Here is a 23,872-nt window from a genome sequence, read left to right as displayed (position 1 = left end):
TTACGAATTTTTCGCTTGTCACACCGGCATGCCCGGGCAGTTCCGGGCATGAAAAAGGGCGCCCCAAAGGACGCCCCGACGATTTGCGGGCGGGAGGCCGCGTTAGTGGCGCGGAGTCCGCACCACGTCGCTGATCCACTGCCTGGTCTTTTCGTCCACAGGGCCGGCTACCCGCGTCTCGCGGGCCACCCGGTCCGCTTTTATCTTCTGAAAAACCATCCTGCCCAGGCCGGCGAACACCGCCGCGGCGACCATCGGCAACAGCACGGACTTTGAATTCTCAGCCATCCAGCAATCCTAGTGAAGGCCTCCAGGCAACTCCATAGCACCCCTGGAAGCGGAACCGGAGCTGACGTCCGGCGGCGCATCCCTCCCCCGAACCCGCCGAATACAGAGGGACGCGCCCGGGCCGGTAGAATGATAGGGCAAGCTCGCGGAGCGCCCGTCCACCATGTCCCCCGACACCCCGGTACGGCGTGAGACGGCACCACTCCGCTGCGCCCTTACCCAAGCTCACGCACAGGAGTTACCGGATGCCCCGGATCGTTGTTGACGTCATGCCCAAGCCCGAGATTCTGGACCCGCAGGGGAAGGCAATCGTTGGCGCTCTCCCCCGGCTGGGCTTCACCAGCTTCAGCTCTGTCCGCCAGGGCAAGCGCTTCGAACTGACGGTCGACGGCGAGGTGACCGAGGAAATCCTGGCCCAGGCCCGCGATGCCGCCGAGACCCTCCTCTCCAACCCGGTCATCGAGGACGTCGTCAACGTCGAGGTCGTCGAGGCCTGAGATGAGTGAACTTCCCCTTATCGGCGAAGCTGTCGCTGTCGCGGCGGAACCGCGCCTCGCCGGCGCCCGGATCGGCGTCGTTACCTTCCCTGGCACCCTGGACGACCGGGACGCTGCCCGCGCCGTCCGCCTGGCCGGCGCCACCGCCGTCGAACTTTGGCACGGCGACACCGAACTTGGTGACGTGGACGCCGTAGTCATCCCCGGCGGCTTCTCCTACGGTGACTACCTCCGGGCGGGCGCCATTGCCCGCTTCGCCCCGCTGATGTCAAAGATCATCGACGCCGCCAACAGCGACGCCAAGCTGCCGGTCCTCGGCATCTGCAACGGTTTCCAGATCCTTACCGAGTCGCACCTGCTGCCCGGTTCGATGATCAAAAACGACCACCTGAAGTTCCTCTGCCGCGACCAGGTCCTTCGCGTGGAGAACAACAACACCGCGTGGACGCTGGACTATGAGGCGGGCCAGCAAATCACCATCCCGCTGAAGAACCAGGACGGCCAGTACATCGCTGACGAGAAAACCCTGGATGCCCTTGAGGCCGAGGGCCGCGTGGTGTTCCGCTACGTGGGCTTCAACCCGAACGGCTCCCGCCGCGACATCGCCGGCATCTCCAACGCCGCCGGCAACGTGGTGGGCCTCATGCCGCACCCCGAGCATGCCGTGGAGGCGGGCTTTGGCCCCGAGTCGCTGGACGGGATCGGCGGGTCCGACACCGACGGCCTCGGTTTCTTCACCTCCGTACTGAACAAGATTGTGGGAGGCGACAAGTGACCACCGAAACCACCAAGAAGTTCAACATCGACACCGTCGAGAACGCTGCCAAGACTCCGGACACCGAACTGCCCTGGGCCGAGCTGGGCCTGAAGCAGAACGAGTTCGACGAGATCGTCAAGGTCCTGGGCCGGCGCCCCACCGGCGCCGAGCTGGCCATGTACTCCGTCATGTGGAGCGAGCACTGCTCCTACAAGTCCTCCAAGAACCACCTGCGCCAGTTCGGCCAGAAGGTCACCGAGGAAATGAAGAAGGACATGCTGGTGGGCATCGGCGAAAACGCCGGCGTGACCAACCTGGGGGACGGCTGGGCCGTGACCTTCAAGATCGAATCGCACAACTCGCCGTCGTTCGTTGAGCCCTATCAGGGTGCCGCGACCGGCATCGGCGGCATTGTCCGCGACATCATCTCCATGGGCGCCCGCCCGGTGGCCGTCATGGACCCGCTGCGCTTCGGCGCGATTGACCACCCGGACACCGCCCGCGTCATGCACGGTGCCGTGGCCGGCATCGGCGGCTATGGCAACTCCCTGGGCCTGCCGAACATCGGCGGAGAGATGGTGTTCGACTCCGTCTACCAGGGCAACCCGCTGGTCAACGCCCTGGCCGTGGGCGTCATGCGCCACGAGGACATCCGCCTGGCCAACGCGTCCGGCAAGGGCAACAAGGTGGTCCTCTTCGGTGCACGCACCGGCGGCGACGGCATCGGCGGAGCCTCCGTTCTGGCCTCCGAGTCCTTCGACGACACCAAGCCGTCCAAGCGCCCCGCCGTGCAGGTGGGCGACCCGTTTGCCGAAAAGGTGCTCATCGAGTGCTGCCTGGAGCTCTTCAAGGGCTCCCTGGTGGAAGGCATCCAGGACCTTGGCGCGGCGGGCATCTCCTGCGCCACGTCCGAGCTGGCCTCCAACGGCGACGGCGGCATGCAGGTTGAGCTGACCTCCGTCCTGCTGCGCGACCCCACGCTGACCCCGGGCGAGATCCTGATGTCCGAGTCGCAGGAACGCATGATGGCCGTGGTCACCCCCGAGAACGTGGAAGCGTTTGAGGCCGTCATGGACAAGTGGGCCGTCGAGTACTCATGGCTGGGCGAGGTGACCGACACCGGCCGCCTCATCATCACCTGGGAAGGCGACGTGATTGTCGACGTCGATCCCCGCACCGTGGCGCACGACGGCCCCGTCTACGACCGCCCGTACGCCCGTCCCGAGTGGCAGGATTCCGTCCAGGCCGACACGTTCACCGGTTCCGTCCAGGATGCTGGCCGCCCGGCCGCCCCGGCTGAGCTGGCAAAGGCCGTCACCGAACTCGTGGCATCGCCGAACATGTGCTCCAAGTCCTGGATCACCAACCAGTACGACCGCTACGTGGGCGGCAACACCTCCATGGCATTCCCCGACGACGCCGGCGTGGTCCGCGTTGACGAGGAAACCGGCCTGGGCGTGGCCCTGGCCACTGATGCCAACGGCCGCTACACCTACCTCGATCCGTACCACGGTGCACAGCTGGCGCTGGCCGAGGCCTACCGCAACGTAGCCACCGCGGGCGCCATCCCCATGGCCGTCAGCGACTGCCTGAACTTCGGCTCCCCAGAGGACCCGGATGTCATGTGGCAGTTGGCCGAAGCCATCCGGGGCCTGTCCGACGCCTGCATGGTGCTGGGCATCCCGGTCACCGGCGGCAACGTCTCGCTGTACAACCAGACGGGCACCACGCCCATCCACCCCTCCCCCGTGGTGGCGGTCCTGGGCAAGCTCGACGACGTCGCGCGGCGCACGCCGTCAGGCTGGCGCGAGGACGGGCAGGCCATCTACCTGCTGGGCACCACCGGTGCCGAGCTGGACGGTTCCGAGTGGGCCAACATGCGCGGGCACCTGGGCGGGCAGCCGCCGAAGGTGGACCTCGAGGCCGAGCGCGCCCTGGGTGAGATCCTGATCAACGCTTCCCGCGACGGGATGATCGACGCCGCGCACGACCTCTCCGAAGGCGGCCTCGCCGCTGCCCTTGTGGAGTCTTCACTGCGCTACGGTGTGGGTGCGCGGATTGCCCTGCAGGACGTCATGGACCGGGACGGCGTGGACCTGTTCACGGCGCTCTTCTCCGAGTCGCAGGGCCGCGCCATCGTGGGCGTCCCGCGTTCCGAGGAAGTCCGCTTCACCGACATGTGCACCGCCCGCGGTTTCGCCCACACCCGCATCGGTGTGGTGGACGCAGCCAGCGGTGCCCTGGAGATCAACGGCGTGGAGAGCCTGTCCCTCGACGCCCTCCGCGAAGCCCACGAGGGGACCCTGCCGAAGTACTTCGGCTAGTCTTCCCCACCATCGATTGCTCCGTACTTGTCGTTTTGAACCGTCAGAACGACAAGTACGGTGGGCCCCCGCCGGCGAGGGGCCCGGCCTGAGCTTGCGAAGGCTGGGAGCCGGTGGGGACAATCGTTTTTAAGAACCCCTCCGCCAGCCGGCCTGAACCAGGGCAACAAGTACCTTGGCCGCGGCCGGCTTGGCGTCGTTGAGCATATGACGCTTTGAAATCATGACTTCCGTCCATCCCAGGGCCGCGTACCGTTCTGAGCGCGCTATGTCCCTGGCGATCTGGCCTTCCTCGCCGTGGTGCTCGCCCTCGTACTCAATGCCGATCTTGTATTTGCGGTAAGACAGGTCAGGTTCATGGTGCCTGGCGCCGTCCCCACTGATAATCGGAACGTTCAGCTCGGGTTCGGGCAGGCCCGCGCGGACGATGGCGAGCCGGAGCATCGTTTCCTGGGGCGAATCCGATCCGACCCGGATGAGTTCCAGGGCCTCCTTCGCCTTCCGGAGCCCCCGCTTTCCCCGGTGCCTGTCAATCGTTCGCTGCAGGTCCCTTATGCTGCACAGTGGCATGTCCCGGTCCTCAAACCCGGGCCTGGGTACGCGGACGCAGTGGTCCCCCATGGCCACGATTTCGTCGACGGACAGCAGCTCAGCCATATCCAGCCAGGTTCGCGCCCGCGTCGTCACCGGAATCCCGTTAATTTTCATGACTTCGTCCTCATACAGCTTCATCCGGTGCACGATGACGTGGGGCCTGTCCAGGTGGGCGGCGCCCTCCGGACGGATGAGGTGGTAAACGTCAAAGGCGTCGTCCTGGCGCCGCTGTGGCAGCGAATGTAGCTCCGCAGCAGTCACGTGCGAGGCTGCACACAGCTCATTGACCTCGAGGAAAGGCCGGACCCGCGTGCCCAACGGAAGCTCCGCCGTCGTTCCCTCCATCCTGATACCCCTGCCACGGTACGTTAGCGACCTGTGCCGCCAGCGGCGTGGGGAGACTCCGGCACCTGAAGCGTCAACAAGGGTGAAGGGGCGGCCCCGGAGTTCCTCCGGTAATGAGCGTGGGGTCTTCATCGGTCCATGACACCAGAACCGCGGAACCCGTGCAGAAGTTATCCACACCCTCCATCGGTTGCTCCGTACTTGTCGTTTTGAGCCGCCAAAACGACAAGTAGTCAGCAACCGATGAAGTGGGATTAATCTTCGCTGTGGAGCTCCCGCTGGCGGACGCTGAGCAGTTCAATTTCCGGGCGGCCTGCCACGAAGCGTTCGACGGCGGCCAGCACCTCCACGAGGTGCGCCCTGTCGGCTGCCACCAGGCCAACGCCAAGCTGCGTGCGCCGGTACTGGCTGTGGTCCCCCACCTCGGCGACTGAGACCTCAAAACGGCGCTTGAGCTCAGCCAGGAGCGGCCGGACCACGGAGCGTTTCTCCTTCAGGCTGTGTACGTCACCAAGGAGGATGTCGAACTCACTCCAGCCAATCCACATGGCTTCATGCTATCGACTGCTGCGTACTTGTCGTTCTGACGGGTCAAAACGACAAGTACGGAGCAATCGACGGGGGTTAGATGGTGAGTTCGCCCATGAGGTCCCAGCCTTCGCCGTCGAGCTGGCGGCTGATGATCCTGGGCGTCTCGACGAGGGCCTGGGGCATGTCAGCCATGGCCTTCTGGAAATGGTCACTGTTCACGTGGTCACCGGCGGCGTCGTCCTTGAAGGCTTCCACCAGGACATACTCGTTGGGGTCGTCCAGGCTGCGGGACCAGTCGAACCACAGGTTGCCCGGTTCTTTACGGGTGGCTTCGGTGAAATCAGCCACGAGGTCCGGCCAGCGCTCGGACCACTCGGGCTTGACCTTGAACTTGACGACGATAAAGATCACTGGGATTTTCCTTCCGCGGCGAGACTGCGTGCCCCTTCAATGTACCGGGAAGTAACGTAGCGCTGCGCCGCCCGCGTGACCGGGCCGCCTGCCGCATAGAACCAGTTGGAGGGCCTGCTGAAGGCACGGATCCTCAGCCACACCTCCCCCTGGCTGTTGATCTCCACCTCGAATGACTCCTCCCCGCGGGCGGGGTGGCCCGGCAGGGTGCCGTAACCGAAGCCGGCGGACTGCGGAACGCCGTCAGGGGCCGGCTCGTTGACCCACACCACCTGGCACGGTGCGGGCAGGCGGAAGGGCCCGACGCCGAATCCGCTCACCACGTGTGCCCCGGCCACGGCCCGCGGCGAATCAGCGCGGACCCGAAGGCCCGCCCGCCGCTGCAGTTCCCAGCCCAGGATGCCTTCTGCCACCCGCCGGTAAACGTCCAGCCCGGCGCCCAGCCGGGCTTCCTCAAGGACGCGGTCGTAACCTTCGGGCACGCTGCCCTGCTCGGTGCCGCCCACCCCCGGGTAACCGAACTTGCCGGAAAAGTGTCCCTCTTCAGTCATTGCCGCCTGCCCTCCCGAGGCGTGCCCACCCCAGTTGCTCTCGTTGCTTCCGGCTCAAGCCTGCCACCACAAGGTCGTACGAGTCCTCCACCATGTCCCGGACCATTCCGTCCGGCAGCGAGCCGTCGAGGCGGATGCCATTCCAGTGGGTTTTGTTCATATGCCAGGCGCCGGTGATCGCCGGGTGCACTGCGCGCAACTGCACGGCCAGGGCCGGTTCGCACTTCAGGTTCACGTAGAAATCGGCCTGGTCCATGGACGACAGGGCAAACAGCTTGGCCTCGTGGCGGGCCCCGCCGGCAATGTGGGCACGGACCTTGAACACCGAGGTTTCGGGCCCGAAGGGGAAATCCTCATAGGTTCCCGGGAAGGACAGGCAGATCTCCCGCAGCGCAGTTGGGTCCATAAAGGAAGCCTATAAAGCGGGCCCGCGCGGTGCTAGTGTGCAGGGATGTCACGTGACCAGGGAGCAATACCTGTTCTGGATTTGAGTTCCGCACGGCAGCCTTACGGGTCGTTCCGCCCTGAGTTTATTGAGGAGCTGCGGCACGCCACCCACGATGTGGGGTTCTTCCAGATCACCGGTTACGGCGGCCGACCGGGCCAGGCCGAAGAACTCCTGGACCTGGTCCGGCAATTCTTCAGCCTGCCGCTTGGGGAGCGGATGAAGCTGGACAACCGCCTTTCCCCGCACTTCCGCGGCTACACCCGCATGGGCACGGAGGTGACCCAGGGCCGGGCGGACGCCCGCGAGCAAATTGACTATTCGCCGGAGCGGGAACCGGTCAGGGACTATCCGGACGACCAGCCTTACTGGCTGCTGCAGGGACCCAACCTGTGGCCGGACGCGGCATTTCCCGAACTTCGGCCTGCCGCCATGGAGTGGGCCGACCTGATGTCCGGGGTGGGGATGGAGCTGCTGCGGGCCATTGCTGTTTCCCTGCAGTTGCCGGAGGATTACTTCGACGAGCCTTTCCGCGATTCACCTGCATGGATGGGCAAGCTGGTGCATTACGTGGGCGGGGTGGTGGAGGCCGCCGGCGACCAGGGCGTGGGCTCACACGCGGACTACGGCTTCGTGACCCTCCTGCTGCAGGACGAGGTGGGCGGCCTTGAAGTACTGCCGCCCGGTACCACCGAGTGGCTGCCAGTGGAACCCCTCCCCGGAGCGCTGGTGGTAAACCTTGGCGAGATGCTGGAAGTGGCCACCGAGGGGTACCTGGCGGCGACCGTCCATCGCGTGCAGGCGCCCCCGCCCGGTGTTGATCGCTACTCGGTGCCGTTCTTTTGGTCGCCACGGCTGGACGCGGTCATTGAACCCGTGCCGCTGGCTCCTGACCTGAAGGCGGCTGCCAGGGGAATCACCGATGACCCCGCCAACCCGCTCCTGGCTTCCTTCGGCATGAACATGCTCAAGGGCCGGATGCGCGCCCACCCGGACGTCACGGAACGGCACTATCCGCAGTTGCTCAAGCGCTCCAGTTGACGGCGCCCTAAAGGTTGTACTTCCACGCGAGCTGGGCGGGGCACGCGTTCATCACCACGTCCAGCCCTGCAGCCTTGGCGCGCTCCGCGGCAGCCTCGTCGATGACGCCCAGCTGCAGCCACACAGCTTTGGCCCCCACGGCAATGGCCTGGTCAACCACGCTGCCTACCTTCTGCGAGTTCACAAAGCAATCGACGACGTCGATGGGCCGCTTTTCGGCGGGAATGTCACCGAGGGTGCGGTACCCGGTTTCGCCGTGGACAGCGTCGCCGGGCAGGTTGACGGGGATGATCTCCATGCCCAGCCGGTCGCGGACGAACAGCGAGACATCATAGGCGGCACGCCATTCATTGGTGGTCAAACCCACGATGGCCCAACGCCCCTTGGTTCGCATGAGGCGTTCAATGACTGCAGGATCGTTCGTGTGGCCCATGGGATTAGCCTACGCTCCACTTTGACTGGGCAGCGGCGTCGAATAAAAGACCGATAATTGCTTACCGATTCCTCCGTGAACGAATATTACGCGCCGCGCGCGAGAGTTTGCTCTCGGAGATTCATTACGGTGTAGTGGTGCTTGACCATCCCGAGCGGCCGAGAGACCTGGATCGATGACGCCGCAGCAACCCTGGTCGCCGGACGCTCCCCAACGGCCCCGGCGATAGCAAGGATTGCAGCCGTGGGTACCGGAACTGACCACTCCGGCGAAGGCTGCCTCCGTAGGGTGCTACTGCCAGGACCGATGGAGTGATCCTATGACCGCAGTTTTGTCGCCCCTTCCTGCCGGAGCGAACCCCGCCCACGCGCCTGCCCTCCCCGTATCCTTTCGGAACCTGCGCCGCACGTTCGGAGCCGGCCCCGCAGCCCATACCGTCCTCCGCGATGTGACCTTCCATGTGGCGGCAGGGGAAGTGCTGGCCATCCTGGGACCGTCCGGCTGCGGAAAGTCCACGCTCCTGCGCGCCACGGCCGGCTTGGACTTCCCGAGCGCCGGTTCCGTGGTGATCGAGGACACCCCGGTGCACGGCATCGATCCCCGCTGCGCCTTCGCCTTCCAGGAACCCCGGCTGCTGCCCTGGCACACACTGCAGGCCAACGTGGCCATCGGCCTTCCCACCGGATGCAGCGCGAAGGAGGGGAAGGCCAAGGTGGCCCGCCTCCTGGAACTGGTGGGGCTTGAGAAATTCGCCAAGCACCGCCCGCGCGAGGTATCCGGCGGCATGGCGCAGCGCGCGTCCCTGGCCAGGGCACTGGCCCGCAATCCCGGCGTCCTGCTGCTCGATGAACCCTTCGGCGCCTTGGATGCCCTCACCCGGATCAAGATGCAGGACCTGCTCCTGGACATCCACCGCCAAGAACCCACCACCGTCCTGCTGGTCACCCACGACGTGGACGAGGCCCTGCAGCTCGCCGACCGCATCATCGTCCTCGGCCCCGACGCCGCCGGGCAGGGTGCGACCATCGTCAGGACCGTCGAGGTGCCCGGCAGCCGGCCACGCGAACGCGCCTCAGCCGAACTCGCCCTCATGCGCAGCTCGCTCCTGGAAACGCTGGGCGTCGACGGGCACTAGGCGCTTCTGACCCCGCCAAAACCCACACTCACCCGGGTTGCCCCGCGACGCCGTCGCGCTTTACCGCCTTGGCAGGCACCGCCTGGCCAACCCAGTTCCGCACCATCTATTTCCGCACCGTTCCATCACCCGCCTCCAAAGGAAACCAATGCCGCACGCATCGCCCATCTCCCGCCGTTCAGTCCTTGGCGCAGCAGCCCTTGCCGTCTCCACGGTCCTGGCACTCACCGGATGCGTTGCAGGTGAAGGTTCCTCCGGCAGTGCCGCCGCGGCCGGCAGCAGCAAGGGCGGTGGAACCCTGAATATCGACTTCGCCACCTACAACCCGCTGAGCCTGGTGATCAAGAAGCAGGGGTGGCTCGAGGCCAGCCTCAAGGACCAGGGCGTCACCGTGAACTGGGTGCAGTCCGCGGGGTCCAACAAAGCCAACGAGGCGCTGCGTTCCGGGGCCATCGACGTCGGATCCACCGCCGGATCCGCGGCTCTCCTGGCACGGGCCAACGGTTCGGAAATCAAGACCATCGACATTTTCTCGCAGCCGGAGTGGGCAGCCCTGGTGGCACCGGCCGGCTCGGACATCAAGTCCGTGGCCGACCTCAAGGGCAAGTCCGTGGCCGCTACCAAGGGCACCGACCCCTACTTCTTCCTCCTGCAGGCACTGGAACAGGCCGGACTGAAGCCCGGGGACGTGACCGTCCAGAACCTGCAGCACGCCGACGGCCGGACCGCCTTGGAGAATGGCTCGGTCCAGGCCTGGTCCGGGCTGGACCCGATCATGGCAGGGGCGGAGCAGAAGGGCGCCAAGCTCTTCTACCGCAACCTGGACTTCAACACCTACGGCTTCCTCAACGCCACCGAATCCTTCCTGAAAAACAAGCCTGAACTGGCCCAGGCCGTGGTGAACGCCTATGAAAAGGCCCGTGCCTGGGCAGCGCAGAACCCGGATCAGACCGCCCAGATCCTGGCAGACGTAGCCGGCCTGGACCTTTCCGTGGCCAAGACCGTGGTCCTGGAGCGGAGCAACCTGGACGTCAACCCGGCACCGGGTGACGCCCAGCGCAAAGTATTGGAGAAGATCGGCCCCACCTTCGTGGAAACCGGCGACGTCAAGACGCAGAAGCAGATTGACGACGCCGTAGCCTCCCTTCTCGACGACTCGCTGGTGAAGAAGGCTGATCCATCAGCCATCAAGGCCTCCTGATGAGCTACCCAGGAGAGCCCCACACCACCGGCGCAAGTGTTGCGGATGGGCGTGCTGCAGCCGCCACCGCAACCGCGGCAGACGCCGCCCAGACGGGTGCCGGCACGGCACCCGCTCCGGCACCGGGATGGTCTCCCGCCGGAGTCCGTTCCAGGAACTGGGCGCGTCTGCCCCTTGGCCTGATCATTCCGGCAGCCCTGCTGGCAGCGTGGCAGCTCGCCTCCACCAGCGGGATGTTCACCGTAGTCCAGCTCCCCCCGCCGGCCATGGTGCTGTCCGCTGCCGGCGAGCTCGTGGACCGTGGCGAACTGGGAACGCACATCGCCATCTCCACCCAGCGGGTCCTCATCGGATTCCTGGTGGGCGCGGCCCTGGGCCTGGTCCTCGGCGCAACCGTGGGGCTGTCCAAACTCGCCGACGCCCTGCTGGCACCCACTATCGGCGCCCTCCGGGCAGTGCCGTCCCTCGCCTGGGTGCCGCTGCTGATCCTGTGGATGAAGATTGGCGAGGACTCGAAGGTCACGCTCATCATCATCGGCGCCTTCTTCCCGGTCTTCACCACCGTCTCCCTGGCGCTGCGGCACGTGGACCGCAACCTGGTGGAAGCCGCCCGTGCCTTCGGCCTCAAGGGGATCCGGCTGCTGACCACCGTGCAGCTGCCCGCCGTCGTCCCTGCCGTGTTTTCCGGTCTGCGCCTGGCCCTCGCCCAGGCCTGGCTGTTCCTGGTGGCAGCCGAGCTCATCGCGTCCTCCATGGGCCTGGGCTTCCTGCTGATTGACTCCCAAAACAACGGCCGCACGGACCGGCTTCTCCTGGCCATCGTGATGCTGGCAGTGATTGGAAAAATTACCGACGCCCTGCTGGGCCTGGCCGAAAAATGGGCGGTGAAACGATGGGCTTGAGCACCACCGAAACGTTGGACCTGAACGCGGGGGTACACCCGGACAACGTTGCCTTTTGGGAGCAGCAGGCGCTGCGCCTCGACTGGGACACCCCCTGGGACACCGCGCACCGCTGGATCCCGGCAGACGCTGAGGCGGGCCGCGGCCCGGGCATCACCTGGTTCGAGGGCGGCAAACTGAACGTGGCCGTAAACTGCGTGGACCGGCACGTCGCTGCCGGGCGCGGCAACAAGGTGGCCCTCCACTTCGAAGGTGAGCCCGGCGACCGCCGCTCCATCACCTACGCGGAGCTCCAGCGCGAGGTATCCAAGGCGGCCAACGCCCTCCTGGCACTGGGCATCACCAAGGGTGACCGGGTGGTCATCTACCTTCCGGTCATCCCCGAAACCATCATCATCACCCTCGCCGTGGCGCGGATCGGCGCCATCCACTCGCTGGTGTTTGGCGGCTTCTCCGCCGAGGCGCTGAAGTTCCGGGTGGAGGACACCCGCGCCAAGCTGCTGGTGACCACGGACGGCCAGTTCCGCCGCGGCGTCGCCGTTCACGTCAAGGACAACGCCGACGCGGCCGTCGCCGGCGAGAACGCCATTGAGCACGTCCTGGTGGTCAACCGCACCACCCCGGCAGCCGAACTGGCAACCGTCCCCATGACGGAAGGCCGCGACGTGTGGTGGCACGACGTCGTCGACACCGCCGCGGATGTCCACGAGCCGGAGACGTTCGACGCCGAGACACCGCTGTTCATCATGTACACCTCCGGCACCACCGGCAAGCCCAAGGGCCTGGTGCACACCTCCGGCGGCTACCTCACGCAGGCCTCGTGGAGCTTCGAGCATCTGTTCAGCAACCCGGATCCGGCACTGCGGGACCGGGACGTGCACTGGTGCACCGCCGACCTTGCCTGGGTCACGGCCCACACCTACGAAATCTACGGCCCGCTCTCCAACGGCGTCACCCAGGTGATCTTCGAGGGTACGCCCAACACCCCGCACCCGGGCCGGCACTTCGAGATCATCGAACGCTACGGCGTGACGCAGTACTACACCGCGCCCACACTGGTCCGGTCCCTCATGGGCTGGTTCCCGGAAGGCGTTCCGGACACCTACGACCTGTCCTCCATCCGCCTGCTGGGCACCGTGGGCGAGGCCGTCAACCCCGAGGCGTGGCGCTGGCTGCGGGAGAACGTGGGCGCCGGCACCGCTCCCATGGTGGACACATGGTGGCAGTCAGAGACCGGCGCCACCATCCTTTCCCCCGCCCCCACGGACACCAGCTTCAAGCCGGGCTGCGCGGCACGCCCGCTGCCCGGCGTCAGCACCAGGATCGTGGACGACGGCGGCACCACCGTTGCGCCCGGAGTCCAGGGAAACATCGTGGTCGACTCCCCCGGGCCCGCCATCGCGCGCACGGTCTGGGGAAACCCCCGGCGCTACTTCGACTCCTACTGGAGCAAGTACGCGGACCAGGGCTGGTTCCTGGCCGGCGACGGCGCCAAATACGATTCCGACGGCGACATCTGGATCCTGGGCCGGGTGGATGACACCCTCAACGTGTCAGGCCACCTGCTCTCCACCATCGAGATCGAGTCCGCCCTGGTCTCGCATCCTGACGTGGTGGAAGCCGGCGTCTGCCCGGTGGCGGACCCGAAAACGGGGCACGCCGTCGTCGCGTTCGTGGTGCTGAAGGCCGGGTCCCCGGCTGACTGTGCCGAAGCCCTCCGCAACCACGTCGCCAAGGAGATCGGCCCCATCGCCAAGCCGCGCGACGTCGTCGTGGTCCCTGACGTTCCCAAGACCCGCAGCGGCAAGATCATGCGCCGGCTGCTCACCCAACTGTTCGAAGGAACACCCCTGGGCGACACTACCTCACTCCAGAACGAGCCGGCCATTGCCGGCATTCAGGAAGTCCTGCACCAGCGGGCCCTACCGAAGGAAGAATCATGACAGACATCAGCAACGTCGCACGTCTCTCCGAGCCCCTCAAGTTCGCCTACTGGGTACCCAACGTCTCCGGAGGCCTGGTGGTATCCACCATCGAGCAGCGCACCGGCTGGGACTTCGACTACAACAAGAAGCTGGCGCGCATCGCGGAGGAGTCCGGCTTCGAGTACGCGCTGACCCAGACCCGGTACGCCGCCTCCTACGGGGCGGACAAGCAGCACGAGGCAACCTCGTTCAGCCTGGCCCTGCTGGCTGCCACCGAGCGGCTCAAGGTGATCGCCGCGGTCCACCCCGGCATGTGGCACCCCGGCGTGCTGGCGAAGTACATCATCACCGCGGACCACATCTCCAACGGCCGCGCCGCGGTGAACATCGTCTCCGGCTGGCTGAAGAGCGAGTTCACCAACTTCGGCTTGGAGTGGCTGGAGCACGACGAACGCTACGTCCGCACCGAGGAATTCATCAACGTGCTGCGCGGCCTGTGGACCGAGCAGGAGTACAGCCAGTCCGGCAAGTACTACAACATCACCGACTTCACCCTGAACCCCGGCCCGGTGGACGTTCCGGGCCGCGCCCACCCGGAGATCTTCTTCGGCGGCAACTCGACCGCGGCCCAGGCCACCGCGGGCCGCGTGGCTGACTGGTACTTCTCCAACGGCAAGGACCTGGAGGGCTTCAAGGAGAACATCGCCGGCGTCGTCGCCTCGGCCGGTGAAGCCCGCCGCGGCACACCGGGCCAGCTGGCCGCTCCCCGGTTCGGACTGAATGGCTTCGTCATCGCCCGCGACTCCGAGAAGGAAGCACGGGACACCCTGCGCGAGATCGTGGAGAAGGCACATAAGCCGGCCGTCCAGGGCTTCCGCGACGCCGTCCAGGAAGCCGGTGCTTCCACCAAAGACGGCAAGGGCATGTGGGCCGACTCCACGTTCGAGGACCTGATCCAGTACAACGACGGCTTCAAGACCCAGCTGATCGGCACCCCGGAGCAGATCGCCGAAAGGATCGTTGGATACAAGAAGATCGGCGTGAACCTGTTCCTCACCTGCTACCTGCACTTCCAAGAGGAGGTGGCGGCGTTCGGCCGGGACATCCTCCCGATTGTCCGCGAACTGGAGGCCGACCTGGCCCGCAAGAACGGCACCGAGCTCGTCCCCACCCCGGCCGCCGAGGCGGTGGCTGTCTGATGGCTGAACGTACCTTCGGTTTCCGCACCCGCGCCCTGCACGCGGGCGGCACCCCCGACGCCGAGCACGGCGCCCGTGCCGTCCCCATCTACCAAACCACGTCCTTCGTCTTCAAGGACACCAACGATGCCGCCAACCTGTTCGCCCTGCAGAAGTACGGCAACATCTACTCCCGCATCGGCAACCCCACGGTGGCGGCGTTTGAGGAGCGCATCGCCTCCCTGGAAGGCGGCATCGGAGCGGTTGCGACGTCGTCCGGCATGGCTGCCGAATTCATCACCTTCGCTGCCCTGACCCAGGCGGGAGACCACATCGTGGCAGCCTCCCAGCTGTACGGCGGCACGGTGACCCAGCTGGACGTGACCCTCCGCCGGTTCGGCGTTGACACCACCTTCGTCCCCGGCACGGACCCCGCAGACTACGCCGCGGCGGTCCAGGACAACACCAAAGCGATCTTCGTGGAGGCGGTGGCCAACCCGTCGTCGGAGGTCCAGGACCTTGCGGCGCTGGCAAAGGTGGCGCACGACGCCGGCATCCCCCTGGTGGTCGACGCCACCTTGAGCACGCCGTACCTCGTGCGGCCCATCGAACACGGCGCCGATATCGTGATCCACTCCGCCACCAAGTTCCTGGGCGGCCATGGCACCACGCTGGGCGGCGTGGTGGTGGAAAGCGGCCGGTTTAACTGGGGCAACGGCAAGTTCCCCACCATGACCGAGCCGGTGGCTTCCTACGGCAACGTCTCCTGGTGGGGCAACTTCGGCGAGTACGGCTTCCTTACCAAGCTCCGCTCTGAACAGCTGCGGGACATTGGCCCGGCCCTTTCGCCGCAGTCCGCGTTCCAGCTGCTCCAGGGTGTTGAAACCCTGCCGCAGCGGCTTGACGAGCACCTGAAGAACGCACAGGCCGTGGCCGAATGGTTGGAAAACGATGACCGGGTGGCCTACGTCAACTACTCCGGCCTGCCGTCGCACCCGCACTTCGAACGGGCACGCAAGTACCTGCCGCAGGGCCCCGGCTCGGTGTTCTCCTTCGGGGTCAAGGGCGGGCGCGCTGCCGGCCAGAAGTTCATCGAGTCCCTGCAGCTGGCATCGCACCTGGCAAACGTGGGCGACTCCCGGACCTTGGTGATCCACCCCGGCTCCACCACCCATCAGCAGCTCAGTGCGGCACAGCTGGAGTCGGCGGGTGTGCCGGAGGACCTGGTCCGCATCTCGGTTGGCCTCGAGGATATTGAGGACATCCTGTGGGACCTGGACCAGGCGCTCACAGAGGCGTCCAAAGCAGTGCCCGGAGCCGTCCCTGAAGAATCCGCAGAAGCCTGCACGATCGGAGCAACCGCATGAGCACCGCCCAACGTACCTGGACTGGCCCGTCCGCGCCGGAGCGGCTCTCCCTGCTCCGGCAGGCGAAGTCCATTGCGATTGTTGGAGCGTCGGACAAGCCGTCGCGCGCCAGCTATTTCGTGGCCACCTACCTGCTGTCCTCCACGCGCTACAAGGTGTACTTCGTCAACCCGGTGGTCAAGGAGATCCTGGGCCAGCCCACCTACGCCTCGCTGGCGGACCTTCCGGAACGCCCGGACATTGTCGACGTGTTCCGCAAGCATGACGACCTTCCCGGTGTCCTTGACGAGGCGGTGGCCGCGGGCGCCAAGACGCTCTGGCTTCAGCTGGGCTCATGGCATGAAGGCGTGGCAGCAGCCGCGGAAGCCGCGGGGCTCAATGTGGTTATGGACCGCTGCGTGAAGATCGAGCACGCGCGCTTCCATGGCGGACTTCACCTGGCCGGTTTCGATACCGGCGTGGTTTCCTCCAAGCGCCAGGTCCTGGCCTAACGCTTCCGCTCGAATAACGAAAGCGGGCCCGTTGGCACGGGCCCGCTTTCGTCTTAAGGGCTATTTGGACGGGGAGGCGCCCTTCTGCGCGTTGCCCGGGCTTCCGCCTTGTGTCTGGCTTTGGGGCTGGCCCTGCCCCGCATTGCCCGTGGAGCCTCCCGGCTTCTGCGCGCCGGCACCCGTTGTGCCTGGAGCCCCGGCTGGAGTGCCGGCCGACGGCGGGTCGGCCTTCGCCGCTCCCTGCGCGCCCGGTGCCGCCGGAACTACATCTCCGGCCGGTCCGGCCGTGTCCTTGGCGCTGCCGGACCCATTGCCCTGTGCAGGTGCCCCGGATGCGCCGTTGCCCCCGGTCGCCCCGCACTTCGCTGGACCGGTTTCGGCGTCGTGCCGCAACGGGGCGGTGCATGGCGGGAAGTTTCCGGACAGGCCTGCAGCACCCCGCAGGAACCGGGAGGCAAGATTCGTGGCATCGGCGGCCCCGCCGGGAGCAGCGGTCGAAGCGGGTTCACCGTCTTCCGCCACTTCAGGGGCGCGGTAACCTGCCCGCATGCCCCCGGCACCTTCCCCGGCGGCGGACGCGTCCGCGGCCGGCCGGCTCCACGGCGCCCACTCCTCCAGCAGTTGCCCAATGGCGTTGCCCTCAGGAGCAGTGGTGCTGGCAGCAACTCCGCCGACGCCCAGTCCCATCCCGGCCACCAGCACCAGGCCCAGCGCGGTGGGGCGGTGGCGGCGGCGACGGCGTCGGGCGAGTTCATCCTGCGGCTGGTCACCAGGCTGCTCCTGCGTCCGGCCTGGTTGCTCTGCGGTCGGCTCACCTGCATCAGGCACTCCAGCCGTTGGCGGCACACCGGCAGCAAGCAATGCGGCCAGCTCCCCGGTGGGAGCGGGTACGCGCAGCGATGCCAGGGTGCCGAGGGAGAGCAGGGCGTCACGGAGTTCCGCGTCCTGGCCGCAGCCTGCGTCCTGGAGCATGCCATCCACCAGGGTGGCGAGGTTATCCGAGGCGGATGTCATGGCGTGAGATACTCCTTCACTGCCCTAAGTTCCCGGAGTTTGAGCAAGGCGCGCCGCTGGAGTTGTTTCACCGCACCGGCGCTCTTATCCATGGTTTCCGCTGTCTGTTCTATGGAAAGGCCGCCCACCAGCCGGAGCGACAACACTTCCCGCTGGTCCTGGGGCAGTCCGTCCAGCAACCCAAGGACCTCCCGGGGCGAGATGCGCTGCAGGGCTTCCTTCTCCGCAGAGGTGTCTTCGCGCTGGTCGAGTTCGGGCTCGAAGGACAGCTTGGCGGGAGTACGGCTTTGGCGGCGGTGGTCATCCACCATCCGGGCATGGGCCACGGAAAAGATGAATGTCTTGAGCCCGGCTTCTCCTCCATGGACGGTGTCAAGCCTGGGCAGCACCGAAAGGAACACTTCCTGCATGGCGGCCTCCGGATCCTCGACTCCCCGGGCCGTGAGATAGCCCAGTACCTGTGATGCGTATGTCCTGTACACGAGGCTGAAGGCAGCGGTACTGGAAACTGGCCGCTCCGGAGCCTCGTCTGTGTGTGCATCGGTCACTGACGTAGTGCTTTCCGTCAAAGAGGGTGTTGGCAAGGCAAGCGCTCAGTACATCCGGAACGCTGGCCCCCACTCTACCCTCCGGTAACCACCCTGCCGGAACGCCACGGTGCCCGGGACGGGCCGGTGCTGGGAAGCTACCCACGGGGAAAGATAAAAGAGCCGGTCTGGAACGTGATGGGGGACAGGTTCCAGACCGGCACTTCATAGGGGTAATCGCCAACGCTGCCGGAAGGGTTACGCGTTTTCAAAAAAACTTCCAAAAGTTTTTTCAGCGGGCTGCTGCCCTGGTCCACCGAGGGGAAGTGGCCTGCCGCCGGGGCGACTTGGCCAGCGCAAATGCGTGCAGCCTGACGGGCATGCGCGCTTCGCCGCAGACGGGTACGACGGCGGCCGGCGGCTCCGCGGCCCTGGCGGCGGCTTCCGCGGCCCTGGCGGCGGCTTCCGCAGCGGGCGGGGTTCCGGGACGGGTTACGGCTCCCGTGGGGCACAGGTCGGTGACCAGGCCGGTGCCGGCACATTCGCGTACCGCGGCGATCCCGGCTGCCACCGATGCTTTATCTTCGTAGGGACCGGAGACCGCGATTACTCCCCCGTCAGGGGCCAGGAGCCGGAACCGGAAGAACGAATCAGCGTCGACGAATGCTTCGAATTTTCCGGCCATGTCAGTCCTTCCTTGGGCACCAGGGGGTACTACCGAGTGTGGCGGCCGCGCCAACCGCCTCACAAGACCGGCGGCGTTAAGCCTTTGTAAATTGCTTCCACCCCAGTCCCAAAGCAAACGGCAGGCCACCCGCAAAGGTGGCCTGCCGCCGTCGTCATCCTGCGCTCGAAGCGCAGGTTAGTCGTTGATGAGGTCGTTCACCACGATGGTCTGGTCCCGGTCCGGCCCTACGCCGATGGCGGAGAAGCGGGTGCCGGAGAGCTTTTCCAGTGCCAGCACGTAGTTCCGGGCGTTCTCCGGCAAGTCCGCAAGGGTGCGGGCACCGGTGATGTCCTCGGTCCAGCCGTCAAAGTACTCAAAGATCGGCTTGGCGTGGTGGAACTCCGTCTGCGTCATGGGCATCTCGTCGTGGCGGACACCGTCAACGTCGTAGGCCACGCACACGGGGATCTGTTCGATGCCGGTGAGCACGTCCAGTTTGGTCACGAAGTAGTCCGTGAAGCCGTTGACGCGGGAAGCGTGACGGGCCAGGACTGCGTCATACCAGCCGCAGCGGCGCGGCCGGCCCGTGTTGACGCCGAACTCACCGCCGGTCTTCTGCAGGTACATGCCCATCTCGTCGAAGAGTTCCGTGGGGAACGGGCCGGCGCCAACGCGGGTGGTGTAGGCCTTGATGATGCCGATGGAGCGCGAGATCCGGGTGGGGCCAATGCCGGAGCCCACCGACGCGCCGCCGGCGGTGGGGTTGGAGGAGGTCACGAACGGGTAGGTGCCATGGTCCACGTCCAGGAAGGTGGCCTGGCCGCCCTCCATCAGCACCACTTTCCCTTCGTCCAGGGCGGAGTTCAGGACCAGGGTGCTGTCGATGACCAGCGGGCGGAGCCGCTCAGCATAGGACAGGAAGTACTCCACGATCTCGTCCACCACCACGCTGCGGCGGTTGTAGACCTTGACCAGGAGTTCGTTCTTCTGGCGCAGCGAGCCTTCCACCTTCTGGCGGAGGATGGATTCGTCAAAGACGTCCTGGACCCGGATGCCCAGCCGCGCCACCTTGTCCATGTAAGCGGGGCCAATGCCACGGCCGGTGGTGCCGATGGCACGCTTGCCGAGGAAACGCTCGGTCACCTTGTCCAGGACCTGGTGGTACGGGGCTACCAGGTGGGCGTTGGCGGAGACCCGCAGCTTGGAGGTGTCGGCGCCGCGGGCCTGCAGGCCGTCGATTTCCTGGAATAGGGCCTCGAGGTTCACCACGCAGCCGTTGCCGATGATGGGAACGGCATTGGGGCTGAGGATGCCCGCCGGCAGCAGTTTGAGTTCGTACTTTTCACCGCCCACGACGACGGTGTGCCCTGCGTTGTTGCCGCCGTTGGGCTTGACGACGTAGTCAACACGGCCGCCCAGCAAATCGGTGGCCTTGCCTTTTCCTTCGTCGCCCCACTGGGCTCCTACGATCACAATTGCTGGCATGGGATCCTCCCCCATTCGTTCGGGCTGCCCGGGTCCGGCCACCAGGTGGCAGGCCCATGCAGCGCCGTTCATGAGAATGCCCCGAACATACCGGCCTTCGCGCGGCCGCAGCGCGGCACGGCGAAGGAAGAGTCCCGGGGCTCTTACCACCCAAGTTTAGCCGATGGGGCACTTTGTCCATTGTTGGCCCGCCGCGGCCCGTCATGCGGGAAGAGCCGCGGCAGCCCTGGTCAGAACCGCCGCGGCGAGCCGGTGCTGCTACTCGTCTTCCGCCTCCCCTGCAGGCCGGGACGTCTGCTCGGCGAGCGTGTCCCAGAAGGAGGTGTCGGCGTCGGCAATTGAACCGTCCGCAATGGCGGCGGCGGTGGACGTCAGCGTGGTGACCGTCTGCTTGATCAGGTAGCCGTTGCTGCGCTGGCCCAACGCGTAGCCGTCCAGGTAGTGGTCGGACATGCCGCGCATCTCGAAGAGCAAAGTTGCGATGCCGTATTCCACGGAGATGCCGTTGCGGCTGATTGTCTCGGCGCTGCCGCCCTGGTACTTGCCCAGGTGGCCCCAGCCGGTGGAGTCGACGCTGTTGAAGACCACGGCGCCCAGCTGCTTCGACTTTTCGACGACGGCGGGATCTGCGTTGGGGGTGGTGGGGTACAGGATGGAGCCGGAGACCAGCTTGCCGTCACGCTCAGCGCGGGTGCCCTGGTGGTGCAGGTCAATCATGTAGTCGATCCGGTACTTGCGCATCACGTTGTTGTGCAGCGCCTGGGTCTCCGGCTGGATCTTGGCCACGTGGTCGCGGTTCAGGTCCACACCCTCGGCGTTGTAGCGGGTGAGATGCCGGTCCCCCTTGGCGAGGTAGTTGTCCAGGGAGAAGTTCACGTCCCCCATGGCGCCGTCCGCGTTGAGCATGGGCAGCACCAGGATGTTCACGCCCTTGAGGATGTCCGCCGATTTGCCGGTACCCAGGTGCTTGATGAACTCCATGGCCCCCTCGGTGGTGAGCTGTTCGTTGCCGTGCTGCTGCGTCAGGTAGAGGATGGTGGGCTTGGCCGGGTCCGAGATGTACTTGACCAGGTGGATGTCCCGGCCCTTCACGGTCTGGCCGATGACTTCCAGTTCCATGGCGGGCTGCTTGGCATCCTGGTCCTTCAGGAAGGAAACCATCTGGTCATAGGTGGCCAGTTTTGTCGTGGTGATCTGGCCGTTGCCGTCGTAGCCGGGGCCTTCGCCCACCGCGTTCGCCAGCGGAGCCGGTCCCGCCACGACGGCCAGCGCCAAGGCGCCGGAAAGGGCAAGGTTCCTGAAGGTTGCCAGGGATTTATTCACGGTGGATGACCTCTTCTTTGAGTGCGGTGGTTCTTGGGTGCAGTGGGTGCGCAGCCGCCATGTTCCCCATTTCGGCTGTGACAAAGAGCCAACCAAGCTGGACAGAATCTGTCAATACGCTGGACGAAACCTGTAAGCATGCCAAGAGGACAGCAGGGGTGAGATCAGGCCTACTGGCGCGACACAAAGCGGACCGGACTTGCCCGCGCGCAGCGGTGTCGATTTAGGTGGGAGGGAACCATCCGGAGCGGCCGAGAGACCTGGCTCGATGACGCCGCAGCAACCACGGTCCAGCAGGAGCCCTGCTGGTCGAAGGTGCTACTGCCAGGACCGATGGAAAGGAAGATTCCAGCATGTCCCTGAACACCGACCACATCCGCGTCACCCACGCCGGTTCCCTGCCCCGCACCCCGGAACTCATCGCAGCCAATGCGGCCAAGGAAGCCGACGGCATCACCCCGGAATTCCTTGATCTCCTTGAGGCCTCGGTGGCGGACATTGTCCAGCGCCAAAAAGACCTGGGCGTCGACATCGCCAACGACGGCGAGTACGGCCACACCATGTCCAGTTCCGTGGACTACGGTGCCTGGTGGAACTACTCGTTCTCCCGACTCGGCGGCCTGGAACCGACCAACGTGGACCGCTGGGCCGACTCGCAGGTGCACCGCTCCTCGCCGGGCCACATCGTCCTGACCTCCTTCCCGGACCGCCGCGACCGGCAAAAGTTCAACGAGGCCTATAACGACCCGTCCTCGGGCATCCTCTCGCACCGCAAGTCGGTCACCCAGCCCAAGATCGCCGGGCCGCTGACCTACACGGGCCAGGACCTTGTAGCGTCGGACATCAGGAACCTGAAGACCGGGCTCGCCGCCGCGGGCCTCTCCGACGGTTTCGTGGCCTCGCTCTCCCCCGGCTCCTGCGCCCGGGTGGCCAACGAGTACTACAAAACGGACGAGGAACTGGTCTACGCCTGCGCCGACGCCATGCGGGAGGAATACAAGGCGATCATCGACGCCGGCCTCACCGTGCAGCTCGATGACCCGTCCCTGGCCGAGAGCTGGGACCAAATCAACCCCGAGCCCTCCCTGGAGGACTACCTGAAGTTCATCCAGCTGCGCGTCGAGGCCACCAACTGGGCCCTCCGGGACCTCCCGCAGGAACAGATCCGGCTGCACGTCTGCTGGGGCTCCTGGCACGGCCCGCACACCACCGACATCCCGTTCGCGGACATCATCGGGTCCGTGCTGCAGGTCAACGCCGGCGCCTACTCCTTCGAGGCCGCCAACGTGCGCCACGAACACGAATGGCGGGTCTGGGAGGACACCAAACTCCCGGAAGGCAAGGTGATCATTCCGGGCGTCGTATCGCATGCCACCAATGTGGTGGAGCACCCGGACCTGGTGGCGGACCGCATTGTCCGCTTTGCCGACGTCGTGGGCAGGGAAAACGTCATTGCCTCCACTGACTGCGGCCTGGGCGGCAGGGTCCACCCGCAGATCGCCTTTGCCAAGCTGGAAGCACTGGGCGAGGGCGCCCGCCGCGCCACCAGGCGCCTCTGGTAAACGGCCGGCCGTGCCGCCGCGCCGGCTGTTCCTTCCATCACCGGAATGGGACAGCCGGCGTTTCGCTTCCGGGGGCTTGCTAAACTGGACCAGGCCGGCGAGGTCCGGCCCACCCCAACCAACCGCTGCTGATGCGTCGCGCCTCCCCGCGCCCTCATCCGGCCGCGGCAGCAACGCCAATCCCCGCAGGAGAACCAGCACTTCATGACAGCCCTGGCCACCGAAACTTTCCACGAACAGCTCATGAGCCGCCGCTACGAACCCAGCGTTGCTGCCGTCAACGAGCTGTGCGATTCCCTGCAGGAGGCCAAGCCCGGAACTGTGGTCCCCTACGTCGACCCCATGCACGACGTGGAGGAATGCCGCATCATCAGCCTGTTCTCCAACATCGGCGAGGCGGACCCGTCCGGTTTCATCACCGCCGGCGACCAGGACGCCGCCACCCGGATGCTGGGGATCCAGTGGAAGCTGGGCCTGCGCCCCGAGTTCGTGATGCCGTGGAACGTCCACCCGTGGCACGTCCCCGGCGAAGCGAACGGCAAGTTCACCCCGGACCAGGTCCAGGCCGGCCTCAAGCCCCTGCTGAAGTTCCTGGCCCTGGTGCCGCGTGCATCGGTCATCGTGGCGCACGGCACTGAAGCCAACCGCCTGGCCAACCTGCTGCTGAAGACCGAGGTCCCCCTGCTGTGGCGCCGCGGCCTGAAGACCTACAAGGTGCGTTCCCTCAGCGGCCGCGCGTTCGCCGGTTCACCTGCACGCCAGGAGGAGTTCCTCGAGGACATGCGCACGGCCTACGCAGACGCCATGGCCCGCACCGGCATCGCCCGCAAGGCTTAACTGTTGGGCCCAGCCCGCAGGGTTCCCTGGCCGAGCTTGCG

General features: G+C 66.1%; 25 protein-coding genes and 1 riboswitch. Of the genes, 13 read left to right on the top strand and 12 right to left on the bottom strand.

The features are described from left to right. Positions 1 to 102: 102 nt before the first annotated feature. A complete protein-coding gene (locus ACIGJD_RS02685) occupies positions 103 to 288 on the bottom strand; it encodes a hypothetical protein (RefSeq protein ID WP_142131278.1) in 186 nt (61 codons plus the stop codon). A 245-nt stretch (positions 289 to 533) separates the two neighbouring features. On the opposite strand from ACIGJD_RS02685, the gene purS reads away from it, so the two are divergent. Genes purS through purL form a run of 3 tightly spaced genes read left to right on the top strand, consistent with a single transcriptional unit; the run spans position 534 to position 3,866 of the window. Continuing rightward, positions 534 to 785, top strand: coding sequence for a phosphoribosylformylglycinamidine synthase subunit PurS (purS, locus tag ACIGJD_RS02680; RefSeq protein WP_015935902.1), 252 nt, complete (start codon positions 534 to 536; stop codon positions 783 to 785). 1 nt (position 786) lies between these two features. Beyond that, positions 787 to 1,560: a phosphoribosylformylglycinamidine synthase subunit PurQ gene (purQ, locus tag ACIGJD_RS02675; RefSeq protein WP_483688181.1), complete on the top strand. Its 774-nt coding sequence runs from the start codon at positions 787 to 789 to the stop codon at positions 1,558 to 1,560. Further along, on the top strand, positions 1,557 to 3,866 hold the full coding sequence (gene purL, locus ACIGJD_RS02670) for a phosphoribosylformylglycinamidine synthase subunit PurL (protein ID WP_483688180.1): 2,310 nt from the start codon (positions 1,557 to 1,559) through the stop codon (positions 3,864 to 3,866). The genes purQ and purL overlap by 4 nt, the downstream gene beginning before the upstream one ends. 129 nt (positions 3,867 to 3,995) lie before the next feature. On the opposite strand, the gene ACIGJD_RS02665 is transcribed toward purL, so the two are convergent. The 5 genes from ACIGJD_RS02665 to ACIGJD_RS02645 all read right to left on the bottom strand — a co-directional run bounded on the left by ACIGJD_RS02665 (position 3,996) and on the right by ACIGJD_RS02645 (position 6,704). Further along, positions 3,996 to 4,805 carry a hypothetical protein gene (locus ACIGJD_RS02665; protein ID WP_483688179.1) on the bottom strand — a complete coding sequence of 270 codons (810 nt, stop codon included), beginning with the start codon at positions 4,803 to 4,805 and terminating at the stop codon, positions 3,996 to 3,998. 254 nt (positions 4,806 to 5,059) lie between these two features. Then, positions 5,060 to 5,353, bottom strand: a complete 294-nt coding sequence (locus ACIGJD_RS02660) for a DUF503 domain-containing protein (RefSeq protein ID WP_483688178.1) — start codon at positions 5,351 to 5,353, stop codon at positions 5,060 to 5,062. A gap of 76 nt (positions 5,354 to 5,429) precedes the next feature. Continuing rightward, positions 5,430 to 5,747 carry a putative quinol monooxygenase gene (locus ACIGJD_RS02655; protein WP_483688177.1) on the bottom strand — a complete coding sequence of 106 codons (318 nt, stop codon included), beginning with the start codon at positions 5,745 to 5,747 and terminating at the stop codon, positions 5,430 to 5,432. Further along, a complete protein-coding gene (locus ACIGJD_RS02650; protein ID WP_483688176.1) occupies positions 5,744 to 6,298 on the bottom strand; it encodes a DUF1990 family protein in 555 nt (184 codons plus the stop codon). Before ACIGJD_RS02650 ends, ACIGJD_RS02655 begins: the two co-directional genes overlap by 4 nt. Then, the gene (locus ACIGJD_RS02645) at positions 6,291 to 6,704 is read right to left on the bottom strand and encodes an MmcQ/YjbR family DNA-binding protein (RefSeq protein ID WP_483688175.1); all 414 of its coding nucleotides are present in this window, start codon (positions 6,702 to 6,704) and stop codon (positions 6,291 to 6,293) included. Before ACIGJD_RS02645 ends, ACIGJD_RS02650 begins: the two co-directional genes overlap by 8 nt. A gap of 45 nt (positions 6,705 to 6,749) precedes the next feature. Here ACIGJD_RS02645 and ACIGJD_RS02640 point away from each other — a divergent pair, with 45 nt between their 5' ends. Beyond that, the gene (locus ACIGJD_RS02640) at positions 6,750 to 7,784 is read left to right on the top strand and encodes an isopenicillin N synthase family dioxygenase (protein ID WP_483688174.1); all 1,035 of its coding nucleotides are present in this window, start codon (positions 6,750 to 6,752) and stop codon (positions 7,782 to 7,784) included. Between the two features lie 7 nt (positions 7,785 to 7,791). On the opposite strand, the gene ACIGJD_RS02635 is transcribed toward ACIGJD_RS02640, so the two are convergent. Beyond that, the gene (locus ACIGJD_RS02635; RefSeq protein ID WP_483688173.1) at positions 7,792 to 8,217 is read right to left on the bottom strand and encodes a CoA-binding protein; all 426 of its coding nucleotides are present in this window, start codon (positions 8,215 to 8,217) and stop codon (positions 7,792 to 7,794) included. Between the two features lie 319 nt (positions 8,218 to 8,536). Here ACIGJD_RS02635 and ACIGJD_RS02630 point away from each other — a divergent pair, with 319 nt between their 5' ends. From ACIGJD_RS02630 to ACIGJD_RS02600, 7 genes are all read left to right on the top strand, one after another. Next, complete coding sequence (locus ACIGJD_RS02630) at positions 8,537 to 9,352, top strand: ABC transporter ATP-binding protein (RefSeq protein WP_483688172.1); 816 nt, start codon at positions 8,537 to 8,539, stop codon at positions 9,350 to 9,352. 148 nt (positions 9,353 to 9,500) lie between these two features. Further along, positions 9,501 to 10,553 carry an aliphatic sulfonate ABC transporter substrate-binding protein gene (locus ACIGJD_RS02625; RefSeq protein ID WP_483688171.1) on the top strand — a complete coding sequence of 351 codons (1,053 nt, stop codon included), beginning with the start codon at positions 9,501 to 9,503 and terminating at the stop codon, positions 10,551 to 10,553. Continuing rightward, positions 10,553 to 11,455 carry an ABC transporter permease gene (locus ACIGJD_RS02620; RefSeq protein WP_483688170.1) on the top strand — a complete coding sequence of 301 codons (903 nt, stop codon included), beginning with the start codon at positions 10,553 to 10,555 and terminating at the stop codon, positions 11,453 to 11,455. The genes ACIGJD_RS02625 and ACIGJD_RS02620 overlap by 1 nt, the downstream gene beginning before the upstream one ends. Further along, on the top strand, positions 11,446 to 13,398 hold the full coding sequence (acs, locus tag ACIGJD_RS02615) for an acetate--CoA ligase (protein WP_483688169.1): 1,953 nt from the start codon (positions 11,446 to 11,448) through the stop codon (positions 13,396 to 13,398). Before ACIGJD_RS02620 ends, acs begins: the two co-directional genes overlap by 10 nt. Beyond that, positions 13,395 to 14,579, top strand: coding sequence for a dimethylsulfone monooxygenase SfnG (gene sfnG / locus ACIGJD_RS02610; RefSeq protein WP_483688168.1), 1,185 nt, complete (start codon positions 13,395 to 13,397; stop codon positions 14,577 to 14,579). Before acs ends, sfnG begins: the two co-directional genes overlap by 4 nt. Then, positions 14,579 to 15,925 carry an O-acetylhomoserine aminocarboxypropyltransferase/cysteine synthase family protein gene (locus ACIGJD_RS02605; protein WP_483688167.1) on the top strand — a complete coding sequence of 449 codons (1,347 nt, stop codon included), beginning with the start codon at positions 14,579 to 14,581 and terminating at the stop codon, positions 15,923 to 15,925. Before sfnG ends, ACIGJD_RS02605 begins: the two co-directional genes overlap by 1 nt. Then, a complete protein-coding gene (locus ACIGJD_RS02600; RefSeq protein ID WP_483688166.1) occupies positions 15,922 to 16,416 on the top strand; it encodes a CoA-binding protein in 495 nt (164 codons plus the stop codon). The genes ACIGJD_RS02605 and ACIGJD_RS02600 overlap by 4 nt, the downstream gene beginning before the upstream one ends. Before the next feature lie 60 nt (positions 16,417 to 16,476). Here the strand turns inward: ACIGJD_RS02600 and ACIGJD_RS02595 are convergent, their stop codons facing one another. The 5 genes from ACIGJD_RS02595 to ACIGJD_RS02575 all read right to left on the bottom strand — a co-directional run bounded on the left by ACIGJD_RS02595 (position 16,477) and on the right by ACIGJD_RS02575 (position 21,432). Continuing rightward, the gene (locus tag ACIGJD_RS02595; RefSeq protein WP_483688165.1) at positions 16,477 to 17,430 is read right to left on the bottom strand and encodes a hypothetical protein; all 954 of its coding nucleotides are present in this window, start codon (positions 17,428 to 17,430) and stop codon (positions 16,477 to 16,479) included. Then, positions 17,427 to 17,978, bottom strand: coding sequence for an RNA polymerase sigma factor (locus ACIGJD_RS02590; protein WP_483688164.1), 552 nt, complete (start codon positions 17,976 to 17,978; stop codon positions 17,427 to 17,429). Before ACIGJD_RS02590 ends, ACIGJD_RS02595 begins: the two co-directional genes overlap by 4 nt. A 271-nt stretch (positions 17,979 to 18,249) precedes the next feature. Then, complete coding sequence (locus ACIGJD_RS02585; RefSeq protein WP_483688163.1) at positions 18,250 to 18,642, bottom strand: YegP family protein; 393 nt, start codon at positions 18,640 to 18,642, stop codon at positions 18,250 to 18,252. Positions 18,643 to 18,819: 177 nt separating this feature from the next. Next, on the bottom strand, positions 18,820 to 20,109 hold the full coding sequence (locus ACIGJD_RS02580; protein WP_142131297.1) for an adenylosuccinate synthase: 1,290 nt from the start codon (positions 20,107 to 20,109) through the stop codon (positions 18,820 to 18,822). A gap of 258 nt (positions 20,110 to 20,367) precedes the next feature. After that, the gene (locus tag ACIGJD_RS02575; RefSeq protein ID WP_483688162.1) at positions 20,368 to 21,432 is read right to left on the bottom strand and encodes a M14 family zinc carboxypeptidase; all 1,065 of its coding nucleotides are present in this window, start codon (positions 21,430 to 21,432) and stop codon (positions 20,368 to 20,370) included. Positions 21,433 to 21,667: 235 nt separating this feature from the next. Next, positions 21,668 to 21,772: riboswitch (SAM riboswitch) on the top strand. 13 nt (positions 21,773 to 21,785) lie between these two features. On the opposite strand from ACIGJD_RS02575, the gene ACIGJD_RS02570 reads away from it, so the two are divergent. Together ACIGJD_RS02570 and ACIGJD_RS02565 are read left to right on the top strand one after the other, a co-directional pair. Next, positions 21,786 to 22,994 (top strand): cobalamin-independent methionine synthase II family protein, encoded by a 1,209-nt coding sequence (locus ACIGJD_RS02570; RefSeq protein WP_483688161.1) that lies wholly within the window; start codon positions 21,786 to 21,788, stop codon positions 22,992 to 22,994. Between the two features lie 204 nt (positions 22,995 to 23,198). Then, complete coding sequence (locus tag ACIGJD_RS02565) at positions 23,199 to 23,831, top strand: uracil-DNA glycosylase family protein (RefSeq protein WP_483688160.1); 633 nt, start codon at positions 23,199 to 23,201, stop codon at positions 23,829 to 23,831. Positions 23,832 to 23,872 lie beyond the last annotated feature (41 nt).

This window comes from Arthrobacter sp. E1SS-5 (genome assembly GCF_057073715.1).
Note: the sequence above shows the minus strand (reverse complement) of the source record. Positions and strands in the feature narration are given on the sequence as shown.

What these genes read in the sequence shown, in the direction of transcription:
- ACIGJD_RS02605 (WP_483688167.1), top strand. Translation starts at nt 14,579, where the DNA reads ATGGCTGAACGTACCTTCGGTTTCCGCACCCGCGCCCTGCACGCGGGC.
- ACIGJD_RS02685 (WP_142131278.1), bottom strand. Translation starts at nt 288, where the DNA reads ATGGCTGAGAATTCAAAGTCCGTGCTGTTGCCGATGGTCGCCGCGGCG.
- ACIGJD_RS02570 (WP_483688161.1), top strand. Translation starts at nt 21,786, where the DNA reads ATGTCCCTGAACACCGACCACATCCGCGTCACCCACGCCGGTTCCCTG.
- ACIGJD_RS02565 (WP_483688160.1), top strand. Translation starts at nt 23,199, where the DNA reads ATGACAGCCCTGGCCACCGAAACTTTCCACGAACAGCTCATGAGCCGC.
- ACIGJD_RS02650 (WP_483688176.1), bottom strand. Translation starts at nt 6,298, where the DNA reads ATGACTGAAGAGGGACACTTTTCCGGCAAGTTCGGTTACCCGGGGGTG.
- ACIGJD_RS02595 (WP_483688165.1), bottom strand. Translation starts at nt 17,430, where the DNA reads ATGACATCCGCCTCGGATAACCTCGCCACCCTGGTGGATGGCATGCTC.
- ACIGJD_RS02660 (WP_483688178.1), bottom strand. Translation starts at nt 5,353, where the DNA reads ATGTGGATTGGCTGGAGTGAGTTCGACATCCTCCTTGGTGACGTACAC.
- acs (WP_483688169.1), top strand. Translation starts at nt 11,446, where the DNA reads ATGGGCTTGAGCACCACCGAAACGTTGGACCTGAACGCGGGGGTACAC.
- ACIGJD_RS02580 (WP_142131297.1), bottom strand. Translation starts at nt 20,109, where the DNA reads ATGCCAGCAATTGTGATCGTAGGAGCCCAGTGGGGCGACGAAGGAAAA.
- ACIGJD_RS02585 (WP_483688163.1), bottom strand. Translation starts at nt 18,642, where the DNA reads ATGGCCGGAAAATTCGAAGCATTCGTCGACGCTGATTCGTTCTTCCGG.
- ACIGJD_RS02635 (WP_483688173.1), bottom strand. Translation starts at nt 8,217, where the DNA reads ATGGGCCACACGAACGATCCTGCAGTCATTGAACGCCTCATGCGAACC.
- sfnG (WP_483688168.1), top strand. Translation starts at nt 13,395, where the DNA reads ATGACAGACATCAGCAACGTCGCACGTCTCTCCGAGCCCCTCAAGTTC.
- ACIGJD_RS02645 (WP_483688175.1), bottom strand. Translation starts at nt 6,704, where the DNA reads ATGGACCCAACTGCGCTGCGGGAGATCTGCCTGTCCTTCCCGGGAACC.
- ACIGJD_RS02630 (WP_483688172.1), top strand. Translation starts at nt 8,537, where the DNA reads ATGACCGCAGTTTTGTCGCCCCTTCCTGCCGGAGCGAACCCCGCCCAC.
- ACIGJD_RS02640 (WP_483688174.1), top strand. Translation starts at nt 6,750, where the DNA reads ATGTCACGTGACCAGGGAGCAATACCTGTTCTGGATTTGAGTTCCGCA.
- ACIGJD_RS02600 (WP_483688166.1), top strand. Translation starts at nt 15,922, where the DNA reads ATGAGCACCGCCCAACGTACCTGGACTGGCCCGTCCGCGCCGGAGCGG.
- purQ (WP_483688181.1), top strand. Translation starts at nt 787, where the DNA reads ATGAGTGAACTTCCCCTTATCGGCGAAGCTGTCGCTGTCGCGGCGGAA.
- purS (WP_015935902.1), top strand. Translation starts at nt 534, where the DNA reads ATGCCCCGGATCGTTGTTGACGTCATGCCCAAGCCCGAGATTCTGGAC.
- ACIGJD_RS02665 (WP_483688179.1), bottom strand. Translation starts at nt 4,805, where the DNA reads ATGGAGGGAACGACGGCGGAGCTTCCGTTGGGCACGCGGGTCCGGCCT.
- ACIGJD_RS02620 (WP_483688170.1), top strand. Translation starts at nt 10,553, where the DNA reads ATGAGCTACCCAGGAGAGCCCCACACCACCGGCGCAAGTGTTGCGGAT.
- ACIGJD_RS02625 (WP_483688171.1), top strand. Translation starts at nt 9,501, where the DNA reads ATGCCGCACGCATCGCCCATCTCCCGCCGTTCAGTCCTTGGCGCAGCA.